This is a genomic window from Cedecea sp. B1(4) (assembly GCF_059414925.1).
Genome location: NZ_JCAHMZ010000012.1, coordinates 61,484 through 82,003, shown reverse-complemented (window position 1 = coordinate 82,003; position 20,520 = coordinate 61,484). Strand labels below are relative to the sequence as shown.

General features: G+C 55.5%; 18 protein-coding genes. 9 read left to right on the top strand and 9 right to left on the bottom strand.

The features are described 5' to 3' along the window. Positions 1-11 precede the first annotated feature (11 nt). Complete coding sequence (locus tag ACR6JA_RS20585; RefSeq protein ID WP_008455760.1) at positions 12-824, top strand: AraC family transcriptional regulator; 813 nt, start codon at positions 12-14, stop codon at positions 822-824. A gap of 3 nt (positions 825-827) precedes the next feature. Here the strand turns inward: ACR6JA_RS20585 and ACR6JA_RS20580 are convergent, their stop codons facing one another. Then, positions 828-1,562 carry a response regulator gene (locus tag ACR6JA_RS20580; RefSeq protein WP_494494261.1) on the bottom strand — a complete coding sequence of 245 codons (735 nt, stop codon included), beginning with the start codon at positions 1,560-1,562 and terminating at the stop codon, positions 828-830. A 294-nt stretch (positions 1,563-1,856) separates the two neighbouring features. Between ACR6JA_RS20580 and fdhF the strand changes: the two genes are divergently transcribed. Beyond that, positions 1,857-4,004 (top strand): formate dehydrogenase subunit alpha, encoded by a 2,148-nt coding sequence (gene fdhF, locus ACR6JA_RS20575; RefSeq protein ID WP_494494279.1) that lies wholly within the window; start codon positions 1,857-1,859, stop codon positions 4,002-4,004. A gap of 37 nt (positions 4,005-4,041) precedes the next feature. Here the strand turns inward: fdhF and gltP are convergent, their stop codons facing one another. Then, positions 4,042-5,355: a glutamate/aspartate:proton symporter GltP gene (gene gltP / locus ACR6JA_RS20570; protein WP_008455769.1), complete on the bottom strand. Its 1,314-nt coding sequence runs from the start codon at positions 5,353-5,355 to the stop codon at positions 4,042-4,044. Between the two features lie 425 nt (positions 5,356-5,780). Between gltP and acs the strand changes: the two genes are divergently transcribed. The 3 genes from acs to actP all read left to right on the top strand — a co-directional run bounded on the left by acs (position 5,781) and on the right by actP (position 9,836). Then, positions 5,781-7,739, top strand: coding sequence for an acetate--CoA ligase (gene acs / locus ACR6JA_RS20565; protein ID WP_213714873.1), 1,959 nt, complete (start codon positions 5,781-5,783; stop codon positions 7,737-7,739). Between the two features lie 136 nt (positions 7,740-7,875). Next, the gene (locus ACR6JA_RS20560) at positions 7,876-8,190 is read left to right on the top strand and encodes a DUF485 domain-containing protein (RefSeq protein WP_213714875.1); all 315 of its coding nucleotides are present in this window, start codon (positions 7,876-7,878) and stop codon (positions 8,188-8,190) included. Continuing rightward, complete coding sequence (gene actP, locus ACR6JA_RS20555; RefSeq protein ID WP_213714877.1) at positions 8,187-9,836, top strand: cation/acetate symporter ActP; 1,650 nt, start codon at positions 8,187-8,189, stop codon at positions 9,834-9,836. The genes ACR6JA_RS20560 and actP overlap by 4 nt, the downstream gene beginning before the upstream one ends. 39 nt (positions 9,837-9,875) lie before the next feature. Here the strand turns inward: actP and ACR6JA_RS20550 are convergent, their stop codons facing one another. Both ACR6JA_RS20550 and ACR6JA_RS20545 read right to left on the bottom strand, forming a co-directional pair. Further along, positions 9,876-10,565: an LrgB family protein gene (locus ACR6JA_RS20550; protein ID WP_008455777.1), complete on the bottom strand. Its 690-nt coding sequence runs from the start codon at positions 10,563-10,565 to the stop codon at positions 9,876-9,878. Then, the gene (locus tag ACR6JA_RS20545; protein WP_213714879.1) at positions 10,558-10,983 is read right to left on the bottom strand and encodes a CidA/LrgA family protein; all 426 of its coding nucleotides are present in this window, start codon (positions 10,981-10,983) and stop codon (positions 10,558-10,560) included. Before ACR6JA_RS20545 ends, ACR6JA_RS20550 begins: the two co-directional genes overlap by 8 nt. A 101-nt stretch (positions 10,984-11,084) precedes the next feature. On the opposite strand from ACR6JA_RS20545, the gene ACR6JA_RS20540 reads away from it, so the two are divergent. Beyond that, positions 11,085-11,984, top strand: coding sequence for a LysR family transcriptional regulator (locus ACR6JA_RS20540; RefSeq protein WP_213714880.1), 900 nt, complete (start codon positions 11,085-11,087; stop codon positions 11,982-11,984). Between the two features lie 5 nt (positions 11,985-11,989). On the opposite strand, the gene ACR6JA_RS20535 is transcribed toward ACR6JA_RS20540, so the two are convergent. The 4 genes from ACR6JA_RS20535 to soxR form a co-directional block, all read right to left on the bottom strand. Continuing rightward, the gene (locus tag ACR6JA_RS20535) at positions 11,990-13,636 is read right to left on the bottom strand and encodes a Na+/H+ antiporter (protein WP_008455781.1); all 1,647 of its coding nucleotides are present in this window, start codon (positions 13,634-13,636) and stop codon (positions 11,990-11,992) included. 149 nt (positions 13,637-13,785) lie between these two features. Continuing rightward, entirely contained in the window at positions 13,786-15,135 is a 1,350-nt protein-coding gene (gene ghxP, locus ACR6JA_RS20530; protein ID WP_039289375.1) for a guanine/hypoxanthine transporter GhxP, read from the bottom strand. Between the two features lie 345 nt (positions 15,136-15,480). Continuing rightward, on the bottom strand, positions 15,481-16,149 hold the full coding sequence (locus ACR6JA_RS20525; RefSeq protein WP_494494262.1) for a glutathione S-transferase family protein: 669 nt from the start codon (positions 16,147-16,149) through the stop codon (positions 15,481-15,483). 478 nt (positions 16,150-16,627) lie between these two features. After that, a complete protein-coding gene (soxR, locus tag ACR6JA_RS20520) occupies positions 16,628-17,083 on the bottom strand; it encodes a redox-sensitive transcriptional activator SoxR (protein WP_039289371.1) in 456 nt (151 codons plus the stop codon). Positions 17,084-17,163: 80 nt separating this feature from the next. Here soxR and soxS point away from each other — a divergent pair, with 80 nt between their 5' ends. Continuing rightward, on the top strand, positions 17,164-17,487 hold the full coding sequence (gene soxS, locus ACR6JA_RS20515) for a superoxide response transcriptional regulator SoxS (RefSeq protein WP_008455787.1): 324 nt from the start codon (positions 17,164-17,166) through the stop codon (positions 17,485-17,487). A gap of 20 nt (positions 17,488-17,507) precedes the next feature. Continuing rightward, on the top strand, positions 17,508-18,173 hold the full coding sequence (locus ACR6JA_RS20510) for an alpha/beta hydrolase family protein (protein ID WP_008455789.1): 666 nt from the start codon (positions 17,508-17,510) through the stop codon (positions 18,171-18,173). On the opposite strand, the gene ACR6JA_RS20505 is transcribed toward ACR6JA_RS20510, so the two are convergent. After that, positions 18,147-19,754: a cyclic di-3',5'-guanosine monophosphate phosphodiesterase PdeC gene (locus ACR6JA_RS20505; protein ID WP_213714963.1), complete on the bottom strand. Its 1,608-nt coding sequence runs from the start codon at positions 19,752-19,754 to the stop codon at positions 18,147-18,149. The genes ACR6JA_RS20510 and ACR6JA_RS20505 overlap by 27 nt on opposite strands. Before the next feature lie 442 nt (positions 19,755-20,196). On the opposite strand from ACR6JA_RS20505, the gene ACR6JA_RS20500 reads away from it, so the two are divergent. Beyond that, complete coding sequence (locus tag ACR6JA_RS20500) at positions 20,197-20,478, top strand: YjcB family protein (RefSeq protein ID WP_008455794.1); 282 nt, start codon at positions 20,197-20,199, stop codon at positions 20,476-20,478. The last annotated feature ends 42 nt before the right edge of the window (positions 20,479-20,520 follow it).

The following is a 20,520-nucleotide window of genomic DNA, read 5'->3' as shown; positions in this document are numbered from 1 at the left end:
GAAAACCGGCCATGATAAAACATCCTCCTCAGCCACCAGCCCCCGATTACAGCGAATGGCTTAGCGGCCCGGCGCTGATTGCCCTTGAAGGCAGCGTCGCCCCTGAAAGTGAATATCTGCTCGGCACGCGGGAAGTGGCCTGGCACCAGCACCTGCGCGGCCAGGTTTTTTGCGTGGAGTCTGGTTTACTGCACGTTCACACCGCTGACGGAGCCTGGTTTTTGCCTCCCCATCGCGCCAGCTGGCTGCCGCCGGGCGTAATCCACAAGGTCAGCATCAGCGGAGCCGTAAAAGGCTGGACGCTGCTGATTACGCCTGAAAGCTGCTCGGGGTTGCCGGAAAAGCCCTGCGTGATTGCCGTTTCGGAGGTGCTTCACGCGCTCGCCCGTCGCGCCTGCGAATGGGATAAGCAGGCAAAACCCGAGCCGGAACATCAGCGTATGGCCGCCGTTATTTACGATGAGATTTGCCGCGCACCGCACGAGGCGCTGCATTTGCCAATGCCGACAGATCATCGGCTGAAAAAAGTGGCTTCTGCACTGCTCGCTAACCCCGGCGATGAGCGGACTTTTGAAGCCTGGGCGGCATTCGGCGCGCTTTCGCCCCGCACTCTGCGTCGCCTTTTTGTGGCAGAAACCGGCCTAAATTTTGCCCAATGGCGGAGGCAGGTCCGGCTGACCCACGGGCTGGATAAGCTGGCACAAGGCATGTCGGTATCGGAGGTTTCAGAATTACTGGGCTACGCCTCTCCGGGCAATTTTATCCATATGTTCAAAAATGCCTTTGGCACTTCACCGGCCCGCTACTTTTCGACCGGGAACTAGACGCTAAACCGCATTATTCTCGCCGTGAGTGATATCGGCGGCAAAAACGTAGCCCACACCACGGATGGTGCGAATCAGCGTGGGCTGGTGCGGGTTGACCTCAATTTTGCGACGTAGCCGCATGATTAATACGTCGATAGTGCGGTCAAACACTTCGAGACTTTCGCTGTGGGTTAGCTCGAGCAGCTTTTCCCGCGACAGCACTTTCCTGGCGTTCTGCACCAGGGAAAGCAGCAGGCCATATTCGCCCTGAGTGAGATCAACCTGCTGTTGCTGAGCATTCATCAACTGGCAGCGGTCGGTGTCCAGCCGCCAGCCGTTAAACTGCAGCCCGCTGGTTTTGGCCGGGCTGCTTTCTACGGCCAGCGCCCCGCTGCGCCTCAGCACCGCTTTCACCCGCGCCACCACCACGCGCCCATTGAACGGTTTGGCGATGTAGTCATCGGCGCCCATTTCCAGGCCCACAACGACGTCGGACTCGCTGCCCATGCCGGTCAGCATCACCACCGGCAAAGCGGGACGCAGTTTCTGCACCTGCTGGAGCACCAGCAGGCCGTTAGTATCCGGCAGCATCATATCCAGCAAAATCAGCGCAACAGAAGGCTCTGCCGCCACAATCTGCAGCGCTTCATTACCGCTATGGCATACGAGTACGTCAAAAACGTGTTCACTGAGTACGTCGCGCAGCACGTCGCAAATGGCCTTGTCGTCATCCACCACCAGGATTGCAGGTTTCATTATTTTCTCCGGAGGGGAAGAGGTTCTTTTTAGTGTGAGCGATTGTTGATTGCACGCCGCAGAAAGAACACAGATCCATGTAGAATTTTCTATCACTGTCACAAATGGCCGTCAGTTCGACACATCATTTATGACGAAATCCTGCTTCTCTCGTCAGCGCTCCCGTCAGATCCCCCAGAACCCCGCGCCATTACCCACGTATTCTATGTGGCATAGATAATGCATTGAGTGGCTGAGCAAGGCGGTTTGCTTTTATCGCCGCACTTAAATGACAGCATTGACTGGAGCAACATGATGAAAAAAGTCGTCACGGTTTGCCCCTATTGCGCCTCGGGTTGCAAGATAAACCTGGTGGTGGATAACGGCAAAATCGTCAAGGCGGAAGGCGCACAGGGTAAAACCAACCAGGGCGACCTGTGCCTGAAGGGGTATTACGGTTGGGATTTTATCACCGACACCAAAATCCTTACCCCGCGCTTGAAAACCCCTATGATTCGCCGCGAGCGCGGCGGCAAGCTGGAAGCCGTATCCTGGGACGAAGCGCTGGATTACGTCAGCTCACGCCTGAGCGTGATCAAAGCCAAGTACGGCCCGAACGCCATTCAAACCACCGGCTCTTCACGCGGAACAGGCAACGAAACCAACTATGTAATGCAAAAATTTGCGCGCGCCGTTATTGGAACCAATAACGTCGATTGCTGCGCACGTGTCTGACACGGCCCATCGGTTGCAGGTCTGCACCAGTCGGTCGGTAATGGCGCGATGAGTAACTCTATCGTCGAGATTGAGGATACTGATTTAGTCTTTGTGTTCGGGTACAATCCGGCGGATTCACACCCTATCGTGGCTAATCGCGTGATTAAGGCGAAGCAGAAAGGGGCTCAGATTATCGTTGTCGATCCGCGCAAAATTGAAACCGCGCGCATTGCCGATATGCATTTAAGGTTACGCAACGGCTCAAACATCGCGCTGCTGAATGCGATTGGCCACGTCATTATTGAAGAGAATCTTTACGATCACGCTTTCGTCGCTTCTCGCACCGAGGGCTTCGAGGAGTATCGCAAAATTGTTGAAGGCTACACGCCGGAGTCCGTAGAGGAAATCACTGGCGTCAGCGCCGGGGAAATCCGTGCGGCGGCGCGCATGTACGCCAAAGCCAAAACAGCCACCATCCTGTGGGGCATGGGCGTGACCCAGTTCTACCAGGGTGTGGAAACCGTGCGCTCGCTCACCAGCCTGGCGCTGATGACCGGCAACCTCGGCAAGCCTAACGTGGGCGTGAACCCAGTTCGCGGCCAGAACAACGTGCAGGGTGCCTGCGATATGGGCGCGCTACCGGACATGTTCCCCGGCAACCAGTATGTTCGTGACGCGGAAACCCGCAGCAAATTTGCTGCAGCCTGGGGCGTTGATGCGCTGCCGGAAGCTAACGGCTACCGCATCAGCGAACTGCCTCACCGGGTTGAGCACGGGGAAGTTCGCGCGGCCTATATTATGGGGGAAGATCCGCTCCAGACCGACGCCGAGCTTTCCGCCGTGCGCAAAGCGTTTGCCGGGCTTGAGCTGGTGATTGTGCAGGACATCTTCATGACTAAAACCGCCGCCGAGGCCGACGTTATTTTACCGTCCACCTCATGGGGCGAGCATGAAGGCGTCTTCACCGCCGCAGACCGCGGTTTCCAGCGCTTCTTTAAAGCGGTTGAGCCCAAGTGGGATCTCAAAACGGACTGGCAGATTATCAGCGAAATCGCCACCCGCATGGGCTACCCGATGCACTACAGCAACACCCAGGAAATCTGGGACGAACTGCGCCACCTGTGTCCGGACTTCCACGGGGCAACCTACGAGAAGATGGGCGAGCTGGGCTATATCCAGTGGCCTTGCCGAGACACATCTGACGCGGATCAGGGCACCTCTTACCTGTATGAGAGCAAGTTCGAGCGCCCTAACGGGCTGGGGCAGTTCTTCACCTGCGACTGGGCACCGCCTATCGATCGCGTCACCGACGAGTACCCGATGGTGCTTTCCACGGTGCGTGAAGTGGGCCACTACTCCTGCCGTTCAATGACCGGGAACTGTGCGGCACTGGCCGCGCTGGCCGATGAACCGGGTTATGCTCAAATCCACGTCGAAGATGCCGCCCGGCTGGGCATTGAAGATGAAGCGCTGATTTGGGTGAATTCGCGCAAAGGCCGGGTTATTACCCGGGCAGCGGTCAGCGAGCGTCCGAATAAAGGCGCAGTGTACATGACCTATCAGTGGTGGATTGGTGCCTGTAATGAACTGGTGACGGAGAACCTGAGCCCGATAACCAAAACGCCGGAGTACAAGTACTGCGCCGTGCGCGTCGAGCCGATCGCCGATCAGCAGGCTGCCGAGCAATATGTGATTGATGAGTACAACAAGCTGAAGGCCCGGCTGCGCGAAAGCGCGATGGGGTGAGACATCCCCCTCACCCCAAAGGGGTGAGGGGCTTTCATTAACTGCTCGCCTTACTGTCAAACTTCCCAAAAAGCTCACGCTCATAGGCCTGGGCTTTTTTATGGTCGAATTTATGCTCCCACTTGGCGATAACCAGCACCGCCAGCGCGTTGCCGACCACGTTCAGCGCGGTACGCGCCATATCCAGAATACGGTCAACCCCGGCAATAAACGCCAGCCCTTCCAGCGGAATACCGACGCTGCCAAGCGTGGCCAGTAGTACCACGAAAGAGACGCCCGGCACGCCGGCAATCCCCTTTGAGGTCACCATCAGCGTCAGCACCAGAATGATTTCCTGCCACAGTGACAGCTCAATGCCGTACAGCTGAGCGATAAAGATCGCCGCAATGCTCTGATAAAGCGTGGAACCGTCCAGGTTAAACGAGTAGCCGGTCGGCACCACGAAGCTGGTGATCGACGCCGGAGCACCATAGGCTTCCATCTTCTCGATGATGCGCGGCAGCACGCTCTCGGAGCTGGCGGTAGAGAACGCCAGAATCAGTTCGTCTTTCAGGATGCGCATCAGGATGGTGATTTTCAGCCCGCACAGGCGTGCCACCGCACCCAGCACCACCAGCGCAAAGAAGGCAATCGCCACGTACACCAGTACCACCAGCTTCAGCAGCGGCCAGAGCGATGCAAAACCGAAGTTAGCCACGGTCACAGAGATCAGCGCGAAAACGCCCACCGGCGCATAGCGCATCACCATGTGCGTCACTTTGAACATGGTTTCAGAGATGGAGCGGAAGACGGTCACCAGCGGCTCGCGGTGAGTCGCGGGCAGCGACGACAGCCCCAGGCCAAACAGCACCGAGAAGAAGATGATCGGCAGCATCTCGCCCTTCGCCATTGATGCCACAATGTTGGTAGGCACGAGCGACAGAATAGTACCCATCAGGCCGTGAGCATGGCTTTGTACGTCCTGCGCCGTGTGCTGGTATTTCGAAATATCCACGGTAGCAAGCTGTGACATATCTATGCCGTGGCCCGGCTGGAAAACATTCGCGAGCGTAATGCCCAGAATGATGGCAACCGTCGTGATCACTTCGAAATAAATGATGGTTTTAGCGCCGATGCGGCCAAGCTGTTTGGCGTCGCCGACCCCCGCAATCCCAACCACCAGGGTGGAGATCACAATCGGCACGACGATCATTTTTATCAGGTGGATAAAGATATCGCCCGCCGGTGACAACAGGTTAGCAACCAGCCATTCACGGCTATCACTTTGATAATGCAGAAAACTTCCCAGGATAATGCCCAGCACCAGCGCCAGCAAGATTTGCCAGGCCAGGCTCATTTTAAAGTTTTTCATAACGACGACAGTTCCTCAAAAAAACGCCATTCCCATGCTGTTGACTCAGGAGAAGGTCACAAACTGAAAGGGGGTATGACAAACATCAGGTGTTAAGCGGGGTTTTTTAAAGCACCGTATCAGTACCATCCCGATAGCCTGCTGCGCAACCCTTCATTTTTAGGGTTATGCACTTACATTGCATAGATAAACAGGATTTTGCGGGGGAATATGAATATAACTTATTGTTATGGAAAAATTTCATTATTTGTTTTTGGAAATAAGTACCAAAGGTAATTATTTCTTATGATTCATCTGTTTGAACAATTTTTGCGCGATTATTTTAATGCGTGATCTGCCGCCCAAAAAGTAAACAAAGCTGCCAATACCCCTACTATTAACGTTTGTGTGACATATTATTAACATCCTAAAGGAGAAAAAAAGCCATGAGCCAAGTACACAAACACGCTATTCCCGCAAACATTGCGGACCGTTGCCTGATAAACCCGGAGCAGTACCAGGCCATGTATCAACAGTCGATACAGGACCCGGATGCGTTTTGGGGCGAACAAGGGAAAATTCTCGACTGGATCAAACCGTACCAAAAGGTGAAAAACACCTCTTTTGCGCCAGGAAACATCTCTATCAAGTGGTATGAGGACGGGACGCTTAATTTAGCCGCAAACTGCCTCGACCGGCACCTAAAAGAACGGGGCGATCAAACCGCCATTATCTGGGAAGGGGATGACGCGACCCAGAGCAAAAACATCACTTATCGCGAGCTGCATCGCGATGTCTGCCGTTTTGCCAACACTTTGGTTGAACTGGGCATTAAGAAAGGCGATGTTGTCGCGATTTATATGCCAATGGTGCCGGAAGCCGCCGTTGCCATGCTGGCCTGCGCGCGCATTGGCGCCGTGCATTCCGTGATCTTTGGCGGTTTCTCGCCGGAAGCCGTAGCCGGACGCATCATCGACTCCAGCTCTCGCCTGGTGATCACCGCCGATGAAGGCGTGCGCGCCGGGCGCTCAATTCCACTGAAAAAGAACGTAGATGACGCGCTTAAAAACCCAAATGTGAAAACCGTTGAGCACGTTATCGTCCTGAAGCGCACCGGCGGCAAAATCGACTGGCACCAGAACCGCGACCTGTGGTGGCACGAGCTGACAGAGAAAGCCAGCGACCAGCACCAGCCGGTGGAAATGCACGCTGAAGATCCGCTGTTCATCCTCTATACCTCCGGCTCCACCGGCAAGCCAAAAGGCGTGCTGCACACTACCGGCGGCTATCTGGTGTATGCCGCGACCACCTTTAAATATGTCTTCGACTACCATCCGGGCGATGTCTACTGGTGTACCGCCGACGTGGGCTGGGTGACCGGGCACAGCTACCTGCTTTACGGCCCGTTGGCCTGCGGCGCGATCACGCTGATGTTTGAGGGCGTGCCTAACTGGCCGAAGCCAAACCGCATGGCGCAGGTGGTCGACAAACATAAGGTGAATATTCTCTACACCGCGCCAACCGCCATTCGCGCGCTGATGGCCGAAGGGGATAAAGCCACCGAAGGCACCGACCGCTCTTCGCTGCGTATTCTGGGTTCCGTGGGCGAGCCCATCAACCCGGAAGCCTGGGAGTGGTACTGGAAGCATATCGGCAATGAGAAATGCCCGGTGATGGACACCTGGTGGCAGACGGAAACCGGTGGCTTTATGATCACCCCGCTGCCGGGCGCGACCGAGCTGAAAGCGGGCTCCGCGACCCAGCCGTTCTTTGGCGTTCAGCCCGCGCTGGTCGATAACGAAGGCAATCCACAGTTGGGTGCTACCGAAGGCAACCTGACCATTACCGATTCCTGGCCAGGCCAGGCACGCACGCTGTTCGGGGACCACGAGCGCTTCGAGCAGACCTACTTCTCCACTTTCAAAAACATGTACTTCAGCGGCGACGGCGCGCGCCGTGACGAAGACGGTTATTACTGGATCACCGGCCGCGTGGATGACGTGCTGAACGTGTCCGGCCATCGCCTGGGTACCGCCGAGATTGAATCGGCGCTGGTGTCGCATCCGAAGATTGCCGAAGCCGCGGTGGTGGGGATTCCACACAACATTAAAGGCCAGGCGATTTATGCCTACGTGACGCTGAACCACGGCGAAGAGCCGACGCCGGAGCTGTACGCCGAGGTGCGCAATTGGGTGCGGAAAGAGATTGGCCCGCTTGCCACGCCGGACGTGCTGCACTGGACCGATTCGCTGCCGAAAACCCGCTCCGGCAAGATCATGCGCCGTATTTTGCGCAAGATTGCCTCCGGCGACACCAGCAACCTGGGCGATACCTCCACCCTCGCCGACCCGGGCGTAGTAGAAAAACTGCTGGAAGAAAAACAGGCTTTATCCATACCTTCGTAACCTTGTTCTACCCCTCTCCCGTTCAGGGAGAGGGCCGGGGTGAGGACATTTGACCGTACCTTTCCCCTCACCCTAACCCTCTCCCCACAGGGGAGAGGGAATAAAAAAACCTACAAAAACCTCTGGAGATTCTGTGATGAATGACACCATTTATCAGCGGATAGAAAGCAGTGCGCATTTCAGGGAGTTGGTTTCCAAAAGGCAACGGTTTGCCGCCCTTCTGTCACTGATTATGTTAGTGATTTACGTTGGTTTTATTTTGCTGATTGCCTTCGCACCCACGTGGCTTGGCACCCCGCTGCATGACGGCACCAGCGTCACGCGGGGCATCCCTATCGGCATCGGCGTGATCGTTATTTCCTTCCTGCTCACCGGGATTTATGTCTGGCGTGCTAACGGCGAATTTGACCGCCTGAATAAAGAAGTGCTGCGTGAAGTGGGGGTTAAATGAAGCGTTTTCTTACGGTCTTTGCCGCTCTGCTGCCGGCCGGTGCCTTTGCCGCCGATGCCATAACCGGCGACGTGCAGCGCCAGCCAACCAACTGGCAGGCGATCATCATGTTCCTGATTTTCGTCGCTCTGACGCTGTATATTACTTACTGGGCGTCCAAGCGCGTTCGCTCCCGCAGCGACTATTACACCGCGGGTGGCAACATTACCGGTTTCCAGAATGGCCTTGCGATTGCCGGTGACTTTATGTCGGCGGCCTCGTTCCTCGGGATTTCCGCGCTGGTGTACACCTCCGGCTACGACGGCCTGATTTACTCCCTGGGTTTCCTGGTCGGCTGGCCGATTATCCTGTTCCTGATTGCCGAGCGCCTGCGTAACCTGGGCCGCTATACCTTTGCCGATGTGGCGTCGTATCGCCTCAAGCAGGGGCCAATCCGCACGCTGTCGGCCTGCGGGTCGCTGGTGGTGGTCGCCCTTTATCTGATTGCCCAGATGGTTGGCGCCGGGAAGCTCATCGAGCTGCTGTTCGGCCTGAACTACCACGTCGCCGTGGTGCTGGTGGGCGTGCTGATGGTGATGTACGTGCTGTTTGGCGGCATGCTGGCGACGACCTGGGTGCAAATCATCAAGGCCGTGCTGCTGCTGTTCGGCGCAAGTTTCATGGCGTTTATGGTCATGAAGCATGTCGGCTTCAGCTTCAACAACCTGTTCAATGAGGCGATGGCGGTTCACCCTAAAGGTTCGGCGATCATGAGCCCTGGCGGGTTGGTGAAAGACCCTATTTCTGCGCTGTCTCTGGGCCTCGGCCTGATGTTTGGCACCGCTGGCCTGCCGCATATCCTGATGCGCTTCTTCACCGTGAGCGACGCCCGCGAAGCGCGTAAAAGCGTGTTTTACGCCACCGGCTTCATGGGTTACTTCTACATTCTGACCTTTATCATTGGTTTTGGCGCCATTATGTTAGTAGGTGCTAACCCAGCGTTTAAAGACGCGGCGGGCGCGCTGATTGGCGGCAACAATATGGCGGCGGTTCACCTTGCCGACGCGGTGGGCGGGAACCTGTTCCTCGGCTTTATCTCTGCGGTTGCCTTCGCCACCATCCTCGCGGTTGTGGCCGGATTAACGCTGGCGGGCGCTTCGGCGGTATCTCACGACCTTTACGCCAACGTTTTCCGCAAAGGCGCGTCCGAACGCGATGAGCTGAAAGTGTCGAAAATCACCGTTCTGGTGCTGGGCGTAGTGGCTATCCTGCTGGGTATTCTGTTTGAAAAACAGAACATTGCTTTCATGGTGGGGCTGGCATTCTCCATTGCCGCGAGCTGTAACTTCCCGATTATCCTGCTGTCGATGTACTGGTCGAAGCTGACCACGCGCGGCGCAATGATTGGCGGCTGGCTCGGCCTGCTGACGGCGGTGGTGCTGATGATTCTGGGCCCGACTATTTGGGTGCAGATCCTCGGTCATGAAAAAGCGGTCTTCCCGTATGAGTACCCGGCGCTGTTCTCTATTCTGATTGCGTTTGTCGGCATCTGGCTGTTCTCGATTACCGATAATACGCCGGAAGGTAAGCTGGAGCGGGAGAAGTTCCGCGCGCAGTTTATTCGCTCTCAAACCGGTATCGGCATCGATCAGGGGCGGGCTCACTAGTTAGTAAGTACTTACCGGGGCTATCTCTGCCCCGGTAGGTTAAAACATCAGCCAACTGACCAGCGGTGCGACCAAAACCGTCACCACGCCGGACAGCATCATCACCAGGCTGGCAATCACCCCTTCCTGCGGCCCCAGCTCATAAGAGCGAGCGGTACCCGCGCCGTGAGAAGCCGCGCCGAACCCCGCGCCTTTGGCTATCCCTTCCCTGATCGACAGGCGCAGAAACAGCACGTCCCCCACCGCCATGCCGAACACGCCGGTGATCACCACAAACAGCGCCACCAGTTCAGGCTCACCGCCGATGGGCTTAGCGGCCGCCAGGGCAAAAGGCGTGGTAATTGAGCGCACGGCCAGGCTGCGCTGAATGCCGTCCGGCAGGGTAAATAAGCGGGCCAGCCAAATCGAGCTGGTTACCGCCACCACCATCGCCGTCAGCACGCCCGCAGAAAGCGACATCCAGTGGCGTTTTATCACCCGAAGGTTGTCATACACCGGCACCGCAAAAGCGATGGTGGCAGGCCCAAGCAGCCACAGCAGCCAGTGCGCCTCTCCCATGTAGTTGCTGTAGGAGATATGGCCGAAGACGAGCATCCCCACCAGCAGCACCGGCGTAAAGACCAGCGGCATCAGCGGCAGTTTGCGAAAACGGCGATACAGGCGTTTATTGGCGAAGTAGAAAACCAGCGTGACCACAAGGCACAGCACGCTTAGCTGGAAGTTAGTCATTACGGGACTGCCTGCGAGCTTCGCGCGCCAGTTCAAAGCGGTAGACTTTTTCCACCACAAAGGCCGTGCTGCCGAGCACCAGCACGGTGCTGACCGCTATCACGGCAAAAATACGCCAGCCTTCCACCATCAGCAGCTGCGAGTAGTTCACCACGGCCACAACCGCCGGGACAAAAAACAGCAGCATCTCGGCCAGCAGCCATTTCGACCCTTCCCTGACCCATTTCAGCGGCACAATGCGGCACACAATCAGCGTCAGCAGGAGCAACATCCCCACCAGGTTCGCGGGCAACGGCAGATGCCCCCACGTCACCAACTGTTCGGCAAAAACAAAAAGTCCGGCGTACAGGGCAACCTGCACGGGGACACGCAGGCTATGCATTACAGCAGGCGTAAAACGGCCTAACGCCAATGCCATGATCGGTGCTCCAGAAAAAATACCAGCCCCGATTATAGAGAGCGGTTCATCGCTACTGAAATGAATTAAAATCATTGCAGGTATAGTTAACAGGAATAGTTATGGACATCAGAACGCTGCGTTATTTCGTTGAAGTCGTCCGTCAGCAGAGCTTCACCCGGGCGGCGGAGAAGATGTTCGTCACGCAGCCCACCATCAGCAAAATGCTGCGCAACCTCGAGGATGAGCTGAACTGCACGCTGCTGATCCGCGATGGCCGCCGCCTGCTGCTGACCGACACCGGCCAGGTGGTATTCCAGCGCGGGCTGGCCATCCTCGCCGAGTTTCGCCAGCTCGAAGCCGAGCTGAGCGACATCAAGCAGCTCACCAACGGCGTGCTGCGCCTCGGCATCCCACCGATGGTTGGTACGCTGATGACCGGCCCGATAGGCGTGTATCAGCACCGCTACCCCGGCGTGGAGTTCAAGATTTCCGAATTCGGCGGCCTGACGGTGCAGCAGGCGGTGCTTAACGGCGATCTGGATTTGGCGGTAACGGCCATCCCCGTAGAAGATGAAGACGCGCTGACGGTAATGCCGCTGTTCCGCCATCCGCTCTGCGTGCTGGTGCCCCGCTCCGGCACGTGGATTGGCCGCACCAGCGTTGATCCGGCTGAGCTCGCCGAGCACCCGCTGCTTATCTACAACGAAGACTTCTCCCTTAGCCGCCAGCTGATGCAGCTGTTTGCCGACCACGGTTTTACCCCGCGCATTGCGGTGCGCAGCGGGCAGTGGGATTTCCTGGCGGCGATGGTACAGGGCGGCGTGGGGATTGCCGTGCTGCCGGAGCCGATTTGCCGCAAGCTCGACCACACCACGCTGATGTGGCTGCCGCTGAACAGCAACCTGAGCTGGCAGTTAGGGATGATTTGGCGTGAAGGGGTGTATATTTCGCAGAGCGCGCAGGCGTGGATTGATTGCTGCAGAGAGTTCTGGCCGGCAGTGGAAACCGGCCAGAACTAGCGGGATTACTCTTTTTCGATCAGCAGCGCTTCCAGCAGGTCGAGATCGTGCAGGAGTTTTTGCAGGGTCTCATTGCTGATTTGCTGGGTGGCGCGCAGATGGTAAAGCTCAGCGCGCTCTGAACGCAGCGCCGTCAGGCGGAAGCGGCGCTCAAGGTTCTCTTCAAGCTCGCTGCTTTCTACGTCATTACGCCCGTCTGCGCGGCGGCGTAAATTCCCGATAACCCGCGAACTCACCTCTTTCAGTAGCTGGTCGTCGATGTTCTCTTCGCTGTCCGCGGCCAGGCGCTCCTCCATTTTCTGGATAGCGACAATCGCCACTTCGGCCGTGGCGGACCGGGCCAGCCGCTCCTCTTTGCGCGACAGAGATTTATCCCCAACCTCAACGTTTCGCAGCAGAATCGGCAGCATGATGACCCCTGCAAACAGCGAGAACAGGATCACGCCTGCGGAGAGGAAAATCAGCTCATAGCGCGCCGGAAAAGGCGTGCCGTCGTTCAGCAACAGCGGAATAGACAGCACACCGGCCAGGGTGATGGCCCCGCGCACGCCGGCAAAAGAGGCAATACCCAGCTCGCGGGTGGTGAAAGAGCCAAACTCCAGCGGGCGCTTTTTCAAAAAGCGCAGGCTGAGGCGCTTCATCGACCACAGCCACAGGAAACGCACCGCAATCAGGGCGAAATAGATCATCGCCACGTCGAGGAACAGCATCCACAGCTCAACATTCGGATCGGCATTAGCCGCCGCAACTGATGTTTCGAGAATACCCGGCAGCTGCAGGCCCAGCAGCAGGAAGACCATGCCGTTGAACACAAACTCCAGCATCGCCCAGACGCTGTTCGCGCGCAGGCGCATGGTCAGCGGGGCGCTACGCAGCACGCCGGAACGGGTAATGGTCATCCCTGCGGCCACCGCCGCCAGAATGCCGGAAACGCCGATATGTTCCGCAATCAGGTAAGAGGCGAACGGCAGCAGAAGCAGCAGCAGGATTTGGGTTGCGGGTTCGTCCCCGCTCCAGCGGCTCATCAGGCGCAGCGATTTGCCGTACAGCCAGCTGACCGCAATCCCCGCCAGTAAGCCGCCAATGGCAACCTTGAAGAACTCCAGTGAAGCCCCACCGACGCTAAAGGCCATTGCCCCAACGGCGACCGCCACCGCAAGTTTCAGGGAGACCAGGCCAGAGGCGTCGTTCATCAACGCTTCGCCCTGCAATATCCCCATGATCTTCTTCGGAATCCGCCCTTCACCGACAATCCCGGACAGCGCCACGGCGTCCGTCGGTGACAGCACGGCGGCCAGCGCAAAAGCAGGCACCAGCGGAATGCCTGGCACCAGGAAGTAAATCAGGAAGCCGATGCCAACCACGGTGACCAGCACCAGCACCAGCGCCAGACCAATAATTTCGCGGCCATGATGGAGAAATTCATGAGTGGGCGTTTTCCAGCCGTCGGCAAACAGCAGCGGCGGAATGAACAGGACCAGGAACAGCTCAGGGTCGAATTCAACGTGTAAGCCAAAGTGCGGCCAGGCAAGCAGCGCCCCGATGGCGATTTGCATTAACGGCAGTGGGATCTGAAACGGCAACATACGTGTTACCACCCCAGAGAGGGAGACCACGAGGGTCATAATCAAGATTGTGAAGAAAATTTCCATGTTTTCCCTGAACGTGATGTGTGATTTGAAGCGTCACTCTTAGCGGTTGTTTTTATAATAAAACAACTTTTTGCATCACATTGGAACCGGAAATGCCCGAAGTGGGTGAAAGCGGCGGGTTACAGAGCGCAACCCGCACGAATTGAAAATCAGATAGCCCAGCCGCCAGCGTAGAACGCCACCAGCGCAACGGCAATAACGACGGTACCGATGTTCAGCTTGCGCCATTCACCGGATACTACGCGGCCAATCACCAGAGAAGCAAAGCCGATCATGATCCCGGTCACGATGTTGCAGGTCAGCACGATGAATACCGCGGTAATCAGCCCGGCCATCGCATCCACGAAGTCCGCAAAGTCAATTTTGGCGACGTTGCTCAGCATCAGCAGGCCAACATACATCAGCGCAGGCGCCGTGGCATATGCCGGTACGAGGTAAGAGAGCGGCGACAGGAACAGGATCAACAGGAACAGTACGCCAACGGTGATGGCTGTCAGGCCGGTTTTGCCGCCTGCCGCGGTACCCGCTGCAGATTCGATGTAAACCGCTGCCGGGGCTGCGCCCACCAGGCCGGAGAACACGCTGCTCAGGGAGTCGGTAGTCAGCGCTTTGCCGCCGTCAATGATTTGGCCGTCTTTGTCCAGCAGGTTTGCCTGACCGGCTACCGCGCGGATAGTGCCGGTGGCGTCAAACACGGCTGTCATCACCAGCGCCAGCACGCTCGGCAGAATGATCGGATTCAGCGCGCCCATGATATCCAGGCTGCCAATCAGCGAGTTGCCTTTGTCATCGCTCAGCGACGGCATGGCGAAAACGCCGGAGAAATGCACGTTCGGGTCGAAGATCAGGCCGACGATGGACACGCCGATAATGGTCAGCAGAATGCCGCCCGGCACCTTCAGTTTTTCCAGACCAATGATCACCGCCAGGCCAATCAGCGACATGATCACCGGGAAGCTGGCGAAATGCCCCAGCGCAACCGGCAGCCCGTCCAGCGGGTTTTTAATCACCAGGCCGACGCCGTTCGCGGCAATCAGCAGCAGGAACAGGCCGATACCGATCCCGGTGCCGTGCGCCACGCCCATCGGCAAATTGCGCAAAATCCAGCTACGAATGCCGGTGGCAGAGATAATGGTGAACAGAACACCCATCAGGAATACCGCGCCAAGGGCGACCGGCACGCTGATGTGCTGGCCGAGCACCAGGCTAAAGGCGGTGAAGGCGGTCAGCGAGATAGCGCAGCCGATGGCCAGCGGCAGGTTCGCCCACAGGCCCATCACGATGGAGCCCACGCCCGCCACCAGGCAGGTAGCCACAAAGACCGCCGCCGGTGGGAACCCGGCTTTGCCGAGCATTCCCGGCACAACGATCACCGAGTAAACCATAGCAAGGAAAGTTGTCAGACCGGCGACAACTTCCTGACGCACGGTGCTGCCGCGTGCAGAAATTTTGAACCAGGCGTCGAGCGAACCGCCGGCGCGCGGAGAAGGTGTAGACATAGTGAAAAATCCCCTGAGATTTTTAGAATGACGTTTGCCCGGGTGGTGGACAACCCGCTGCCAGTTAAACGTTGTCTCCCTGCGCTACGATTGTGACAAAGGGGTGTCACAAAAAAGCAATCGTTTAACTCCACACGGACAAATCGGTGTTACAGAATTAAGGCAAACGATTATCCTGCCTTCCTGACGGGATTTTCAACTTAACTTTTGCGATTTTCGCGGAAAATATGCTCAGCTGATGAATTATTCGCCTTAGGGTGCGCAAACGTTATCGTCAATGCGCAATTTCGCAACAAAAACGCAAAAAAGTTAGGCTGGTTTTCTCTCGCTTTACTTTTGCGGCGATCACGCCCCGGGGATTTCAAAAGGGCCGCCTTGATGTAACGCCCGCTGCCAGGCGGGGCGCATTTGCACATTTTTCATCCACGCCTGGGTGTGCGGCATGTCGTTGACGTCGCCTCTCGCCAGCAGCGCGGCCACCGGGAAACTCATCTGAATATCTGCCGCGCTAAACTGCTCCCCGGCGAACCACAAGTTCTGGCTCAGGTGATCCTCGATAAAACGGGCATGGGTGGTGAGTTGCTTATTCAGCCAGGCTTTCTGCACGCCCTGCCCCAGCGCTTTACCCAGCGGGCGCAGCGGCCAGGGCACCTGGGCTTTGCCGAGGCTACCAAACACCAGCTTCATTAACAGCAGCGGCATCAGCGACCCTTCGGCGTAATGCAGCCAAAAGCGATACTGGATTTTGTCGTTAATGTTCTGCGGCTTCAGGCGGTTTTCGCTGTCGTAAGTTTCCTGCAGGTACTCAAGAATAGCGCCTGATTCCGCCAGGATATGGCCGTTATCTTCCACCACCGGGGATTTCCCCAGCGGATGGATTTTTTTTAGCGCTTCCGGGGCAAGCATGGTGGGTTCCCGCTGGTAACGCACGATCTGATAGGGCTGCGCCAGTTCTTCCAGCATCCAGAGCACGCGCTGGGAACGGGAGTTATTGAGATGATGCACCGTGAGCATGAGGTAACCCTCTGTTTAGCAAAATGGAATAACTATAGGAAAGCCCTACACGAATCACATGTCAAAAAAATGAACAAAAAAAGAACAATTGACCTTGCAAAGTGAAGGGACAGACCTACACTTAAATTGTCGGTGCAGACCGGAACCTCCAAAGTTAGTGAAGTGTGTACGTAGCTATGTGTAAGCGTTATCGAGGGGTGCCGACGTCGGGGGAAACCCTCCTGTCAGAACGGGATAGAGCGAAAGACAAAGACCGGAAAACAACTAAAGCGCCCTTGTGGCGCTTTAGTTTTATGTGGCAACGGTTGATCCCTAGTAAGCAATGCCGCTACTGAAGACGCCATTAATAAACCGGGACAATCAATTCATTGATTTTCGGCTAATAACAACAAAGAGGGAAAAACCACGCTTTTTCCCTCTTTGTTAGCCGTCTTGAGCGCCCTTGTGGCGCTTTAGTTTTATGTTTGAAAGATAATTTTCAATCTTCCAACAGCCTGGCGCCGGTGCCCTGCTCGCCCAGCTTATCGCCTGGGTTACGCAGCGGGCATTCAGCCCCGGATAAACAGCCGCAGCCAATGCAGCCATTCAGTTCGTCACGCAGCGCGGTCAGCGTGGCAATGCGGTGGTTCAGCTCCTCGCGCCATTGCGATGACAGCTTCTTCCAGTCGTTTTTGTTGATCGAATGGCCGTCGGGCAGCACGCCGAACGCATCCCCGACGGTGCTCAACGGAATGCCAATCCGCTGCGCAATTTTTATTATCGCCACCGTTCGCAACACATCACGCTGATAACGCCGCTGATTGCCTGCATTTCTCGTACTTTTAATCAAACCTTTGCTTTCGTAAAAGTGAAGCGCGGAGACGGCCACGCCGCTGCGCTTCGCCACTTCACCGGGCGTTAACAGCGTTTTTATTCGGGGCAATTTCTTTTCCATAATGCTCTTTACCTCAAGTTAACTTGAGGAATTATACTCCCTGGCAATGAAACTAGCTAACCCGGAAATGAGGACGACTCATGGCTCACCAGGACATCATTTATACGTTGACTGAATGGATTGATGAACATATTGACCAGCCGCTGAACATCGACGTGGTGGCGAAAAAATCAGGTTATTCAAAGTGGTACTTGCAGCGAATGTTCCGCACCGTCATGCACCAGACGCTGGGTGAGTACATCCGCCAGCGCCGCCTGTTGATGGCTGCCACCGCGCTGCGCACTACCCAGCGCCCTATTTTTGATATCGCGATGGACTACGGGTATGTCTCGCAGCAAACCTTCTCCCGCGTGTTCCGCCGTGAGTTTGACCGCACCCCAACGGATTACCGCCATCAGGCCTAAGAAAACCAACAGGAGTTGGAGTGAAAAAGTTAAGTTTTGCCATTTTGGCCATCGGGCTTGCCTCAATGGCCGCTCAGGCGGCAACCATTTATACCGCGTTCCCTGACAGCGTTAATCCGAAACAGAAATACGTTTTTTACACACACGGGAAAGTGTTAGAGGGAAATATTGACCGGCCGAGTAATCCAAATAAACCGCAGTGGGGCGTTTACGATTTCCCGGCGGTGAAAGAGAAGCTCAGCGATGATGGCTACAACCTGATTGCTTATCACAGAGCCAAAGATACTCAGCCAGATCAGTATGCCGAGAAGCTAAAGCAGGATGTGAACACGCTGATTGCAAAAGGCGTTCCGGCTAAGAATATTACGCTTGTCGGCTTCTCACGCGGCGGCGAAATTACCATTCTGGCGGCAAGCAAACTGCAGAATAAGGCGCTCAACGTTGCCATTCTGGCGGGATGTACGCATTCCATTCAGGATGACGCCCGCAATCGCCTGTACGGGAACGTGCTCTCCATTTATGAAGCCTCGGATGAAGTGGGTTCCTGCCAGACGATTGTGAACCACAGTCCGGGGATTACTCATTATAAAGAGATAAAAATCTCTACCGGCCAGCAGCACGGGGCATTTTTCCGCCCTAACCCAGAATGGGTTGTTCCTTTAAAGCAGTGGCTCGCGAGCCACTGAGGCCTTGCGTACGGGGATCCCGCCTGGGGTATAGAGCCAGGCGATAAACTCTTGCGGAGGCAGTGCCTTCGCAAAATACCAGCCCTGGCAATACTCCACGCCGTGATCCACCAGCCACGCCACCTGCGCTTCGGTTTCAACCCCTTCGGCAATCGTCGTTAACTTCAGGCTGTGGGCAATTTCAATGATGTGTTCCACCAGCAAGTGGCTGGCCCGCTCGCTGGCGAGGGAATCAATAAAGCTTTTGTCGATTTTTAAAATATCGACGTTCAGGTACTGCAGATTGTGCAGATTCGAATACCCAGTGCCAAAGTCATCAATGGCAACTTTAAAGCCCGCGTTGCGAAACTCCTGGATAAACGGCCTGGTTTTTTCAACGTCAATAAACCCTCGCTCGGTCACTTCGATTTTTATCTGCCCCGGACGAATGTTGTAGGTTTTAATCCGTTCTGAAAGTACGGTGATTAAGCGTGAAGAATGAAAGTCAGATGCTGAAAGATTAATCGAAATATAGAGGCCAGGATGGTCGGCAAGAAATTCACCAAAATCTTTAAATACCGCATCAACCACATAGTCCGATATTTTGTGAATCAGGCCTTCAGATTCTGCCAGCGGAATAAACGTCCCGGGGCTGATGGTTTGTCCGTTAAAATTCACCCACCGCAGCAGCGCTTCTGCCCCCACGCAATAGCCATTTTGAATATCAATAATGGGCTGGTAGTGAAGTTTGAGCTGTTTTCTGGCCAGCGCTCTTAAAAGCATCCGCCGTGGGGAATTTAATTGCTGACGGGTTCGGGACCACATAATTAATATCAGCAGGCTGCAAATAACACCTAACGGAAGCGTCAGCGTCAGCTGGTGATACCACTGGCGGTTAAACAAGGTTTCTGACGTGGAAACAATCACTGCAATCGGTCTTTTAGACGACTGGTCGACGGCGTAAAAACGGTTATCTTCGGTAAACGCTTTCTCTTTACGCAGAATAAAACTGTGCAGCAGGTCGCTGTCGGCCCCCGGACTTAAAGAGAAAAAACTGCGGGTGACGGTGTCATAGACGCCATAAATCAGCGAGTCATCTTCGGACAAAACTTCTGACCAGGTGAGCGGGTTAATCACCGCCATATAATGCCCGCGCTGCATGTAGGTCATTTTATGCCCGGCATAAAACGGCGTATCCAGATAATAATAAATCGCGACGTCCGGTTTACGGGTATAAGAAGGGAGCGGCGCTGGCAGCGCTTTTAACGGCTTATAGCTGGTCGAGCACAGCAGCTTATCGCCGCTGACGTAAATTAAATCGGCGACAAAAAGTTTACCGCGCACAATATCCAGCATATTTGCCATATGCCGGGGACTGCATATTTCCCCGGAGAAACGTTCCGCCTCGCTGCGCGCCTCATTAACATGGCTGATGACGATTTCCGTTTTTTCCATCACCAGTTTACCAAAAGAGTGCAGGTGCTGCTGGGTGTCACTGGTGGCGCGAACATGGGCAAAATAAATTGCCAGCATTATCGGCAGGCAAACGATCAGGACAAAACCTGAGGTACGCAACGCCTTAAGATAAATCCGTTTCACCATGATGCTCACACGTCTCTGCTTTTATGCGCCTGTTTTTATACTTTATTAGAACAACCTGATGACCGCCGATTACGTTGCATCATAAAGCCTGCTTTAGCAATAGCCTTCAGCCGTTAACTCTGCGGACATTAATTTGCGCAACAAAGAGATAAGAGGAACCGGGATGCTGTTTAGCTTAAGATTTAACCCATCGCGTTAATATGAGTTTTTCTGGGGTTAAAGCAGCAGGGAATGATTATTTAAACGAAATTGTGGTAAACGTCAGATAAACAAAATGTTCACGCCCTCCACGTCCAGGTTTTCCTAAAAAACCCCGCCGACCCGGCCTCAAAACCGCGCAAAAAACCATCACAACGCTGGTGATTAAACACACAAAAGTGATAAACTTCACATTATCAGTGCAACAGAAAAATAAATTGCAGCTTTTTGAGGAACAAGGTCCATGGCAACAATCACCACCGGCGTGATGCTCATACGCTGGCCGCTGCTTAGTGCGGTTTTGATGTTTTTGGCAAGCAGCCTGAATATTCAGTTTCGCCGCTCGGATTACCGGGCTTTAGCCATAATCAGCAGCGGGCTGGGGATTGCCGCATCCTGCTGGTTTGCCATGGGTTTATTGGGCCTGACGCTCGGCGACTTCCCGATTATCTGGGCGTCGTTTAAAACGGGGCTGGTCGAGATCATCGCCCGAATGCCGCCCGAATGGCCGACGATGATGCCTTAACAGGCTGAGAAGCATGAAAAGAAACCGCCTCATCGGCGGTTT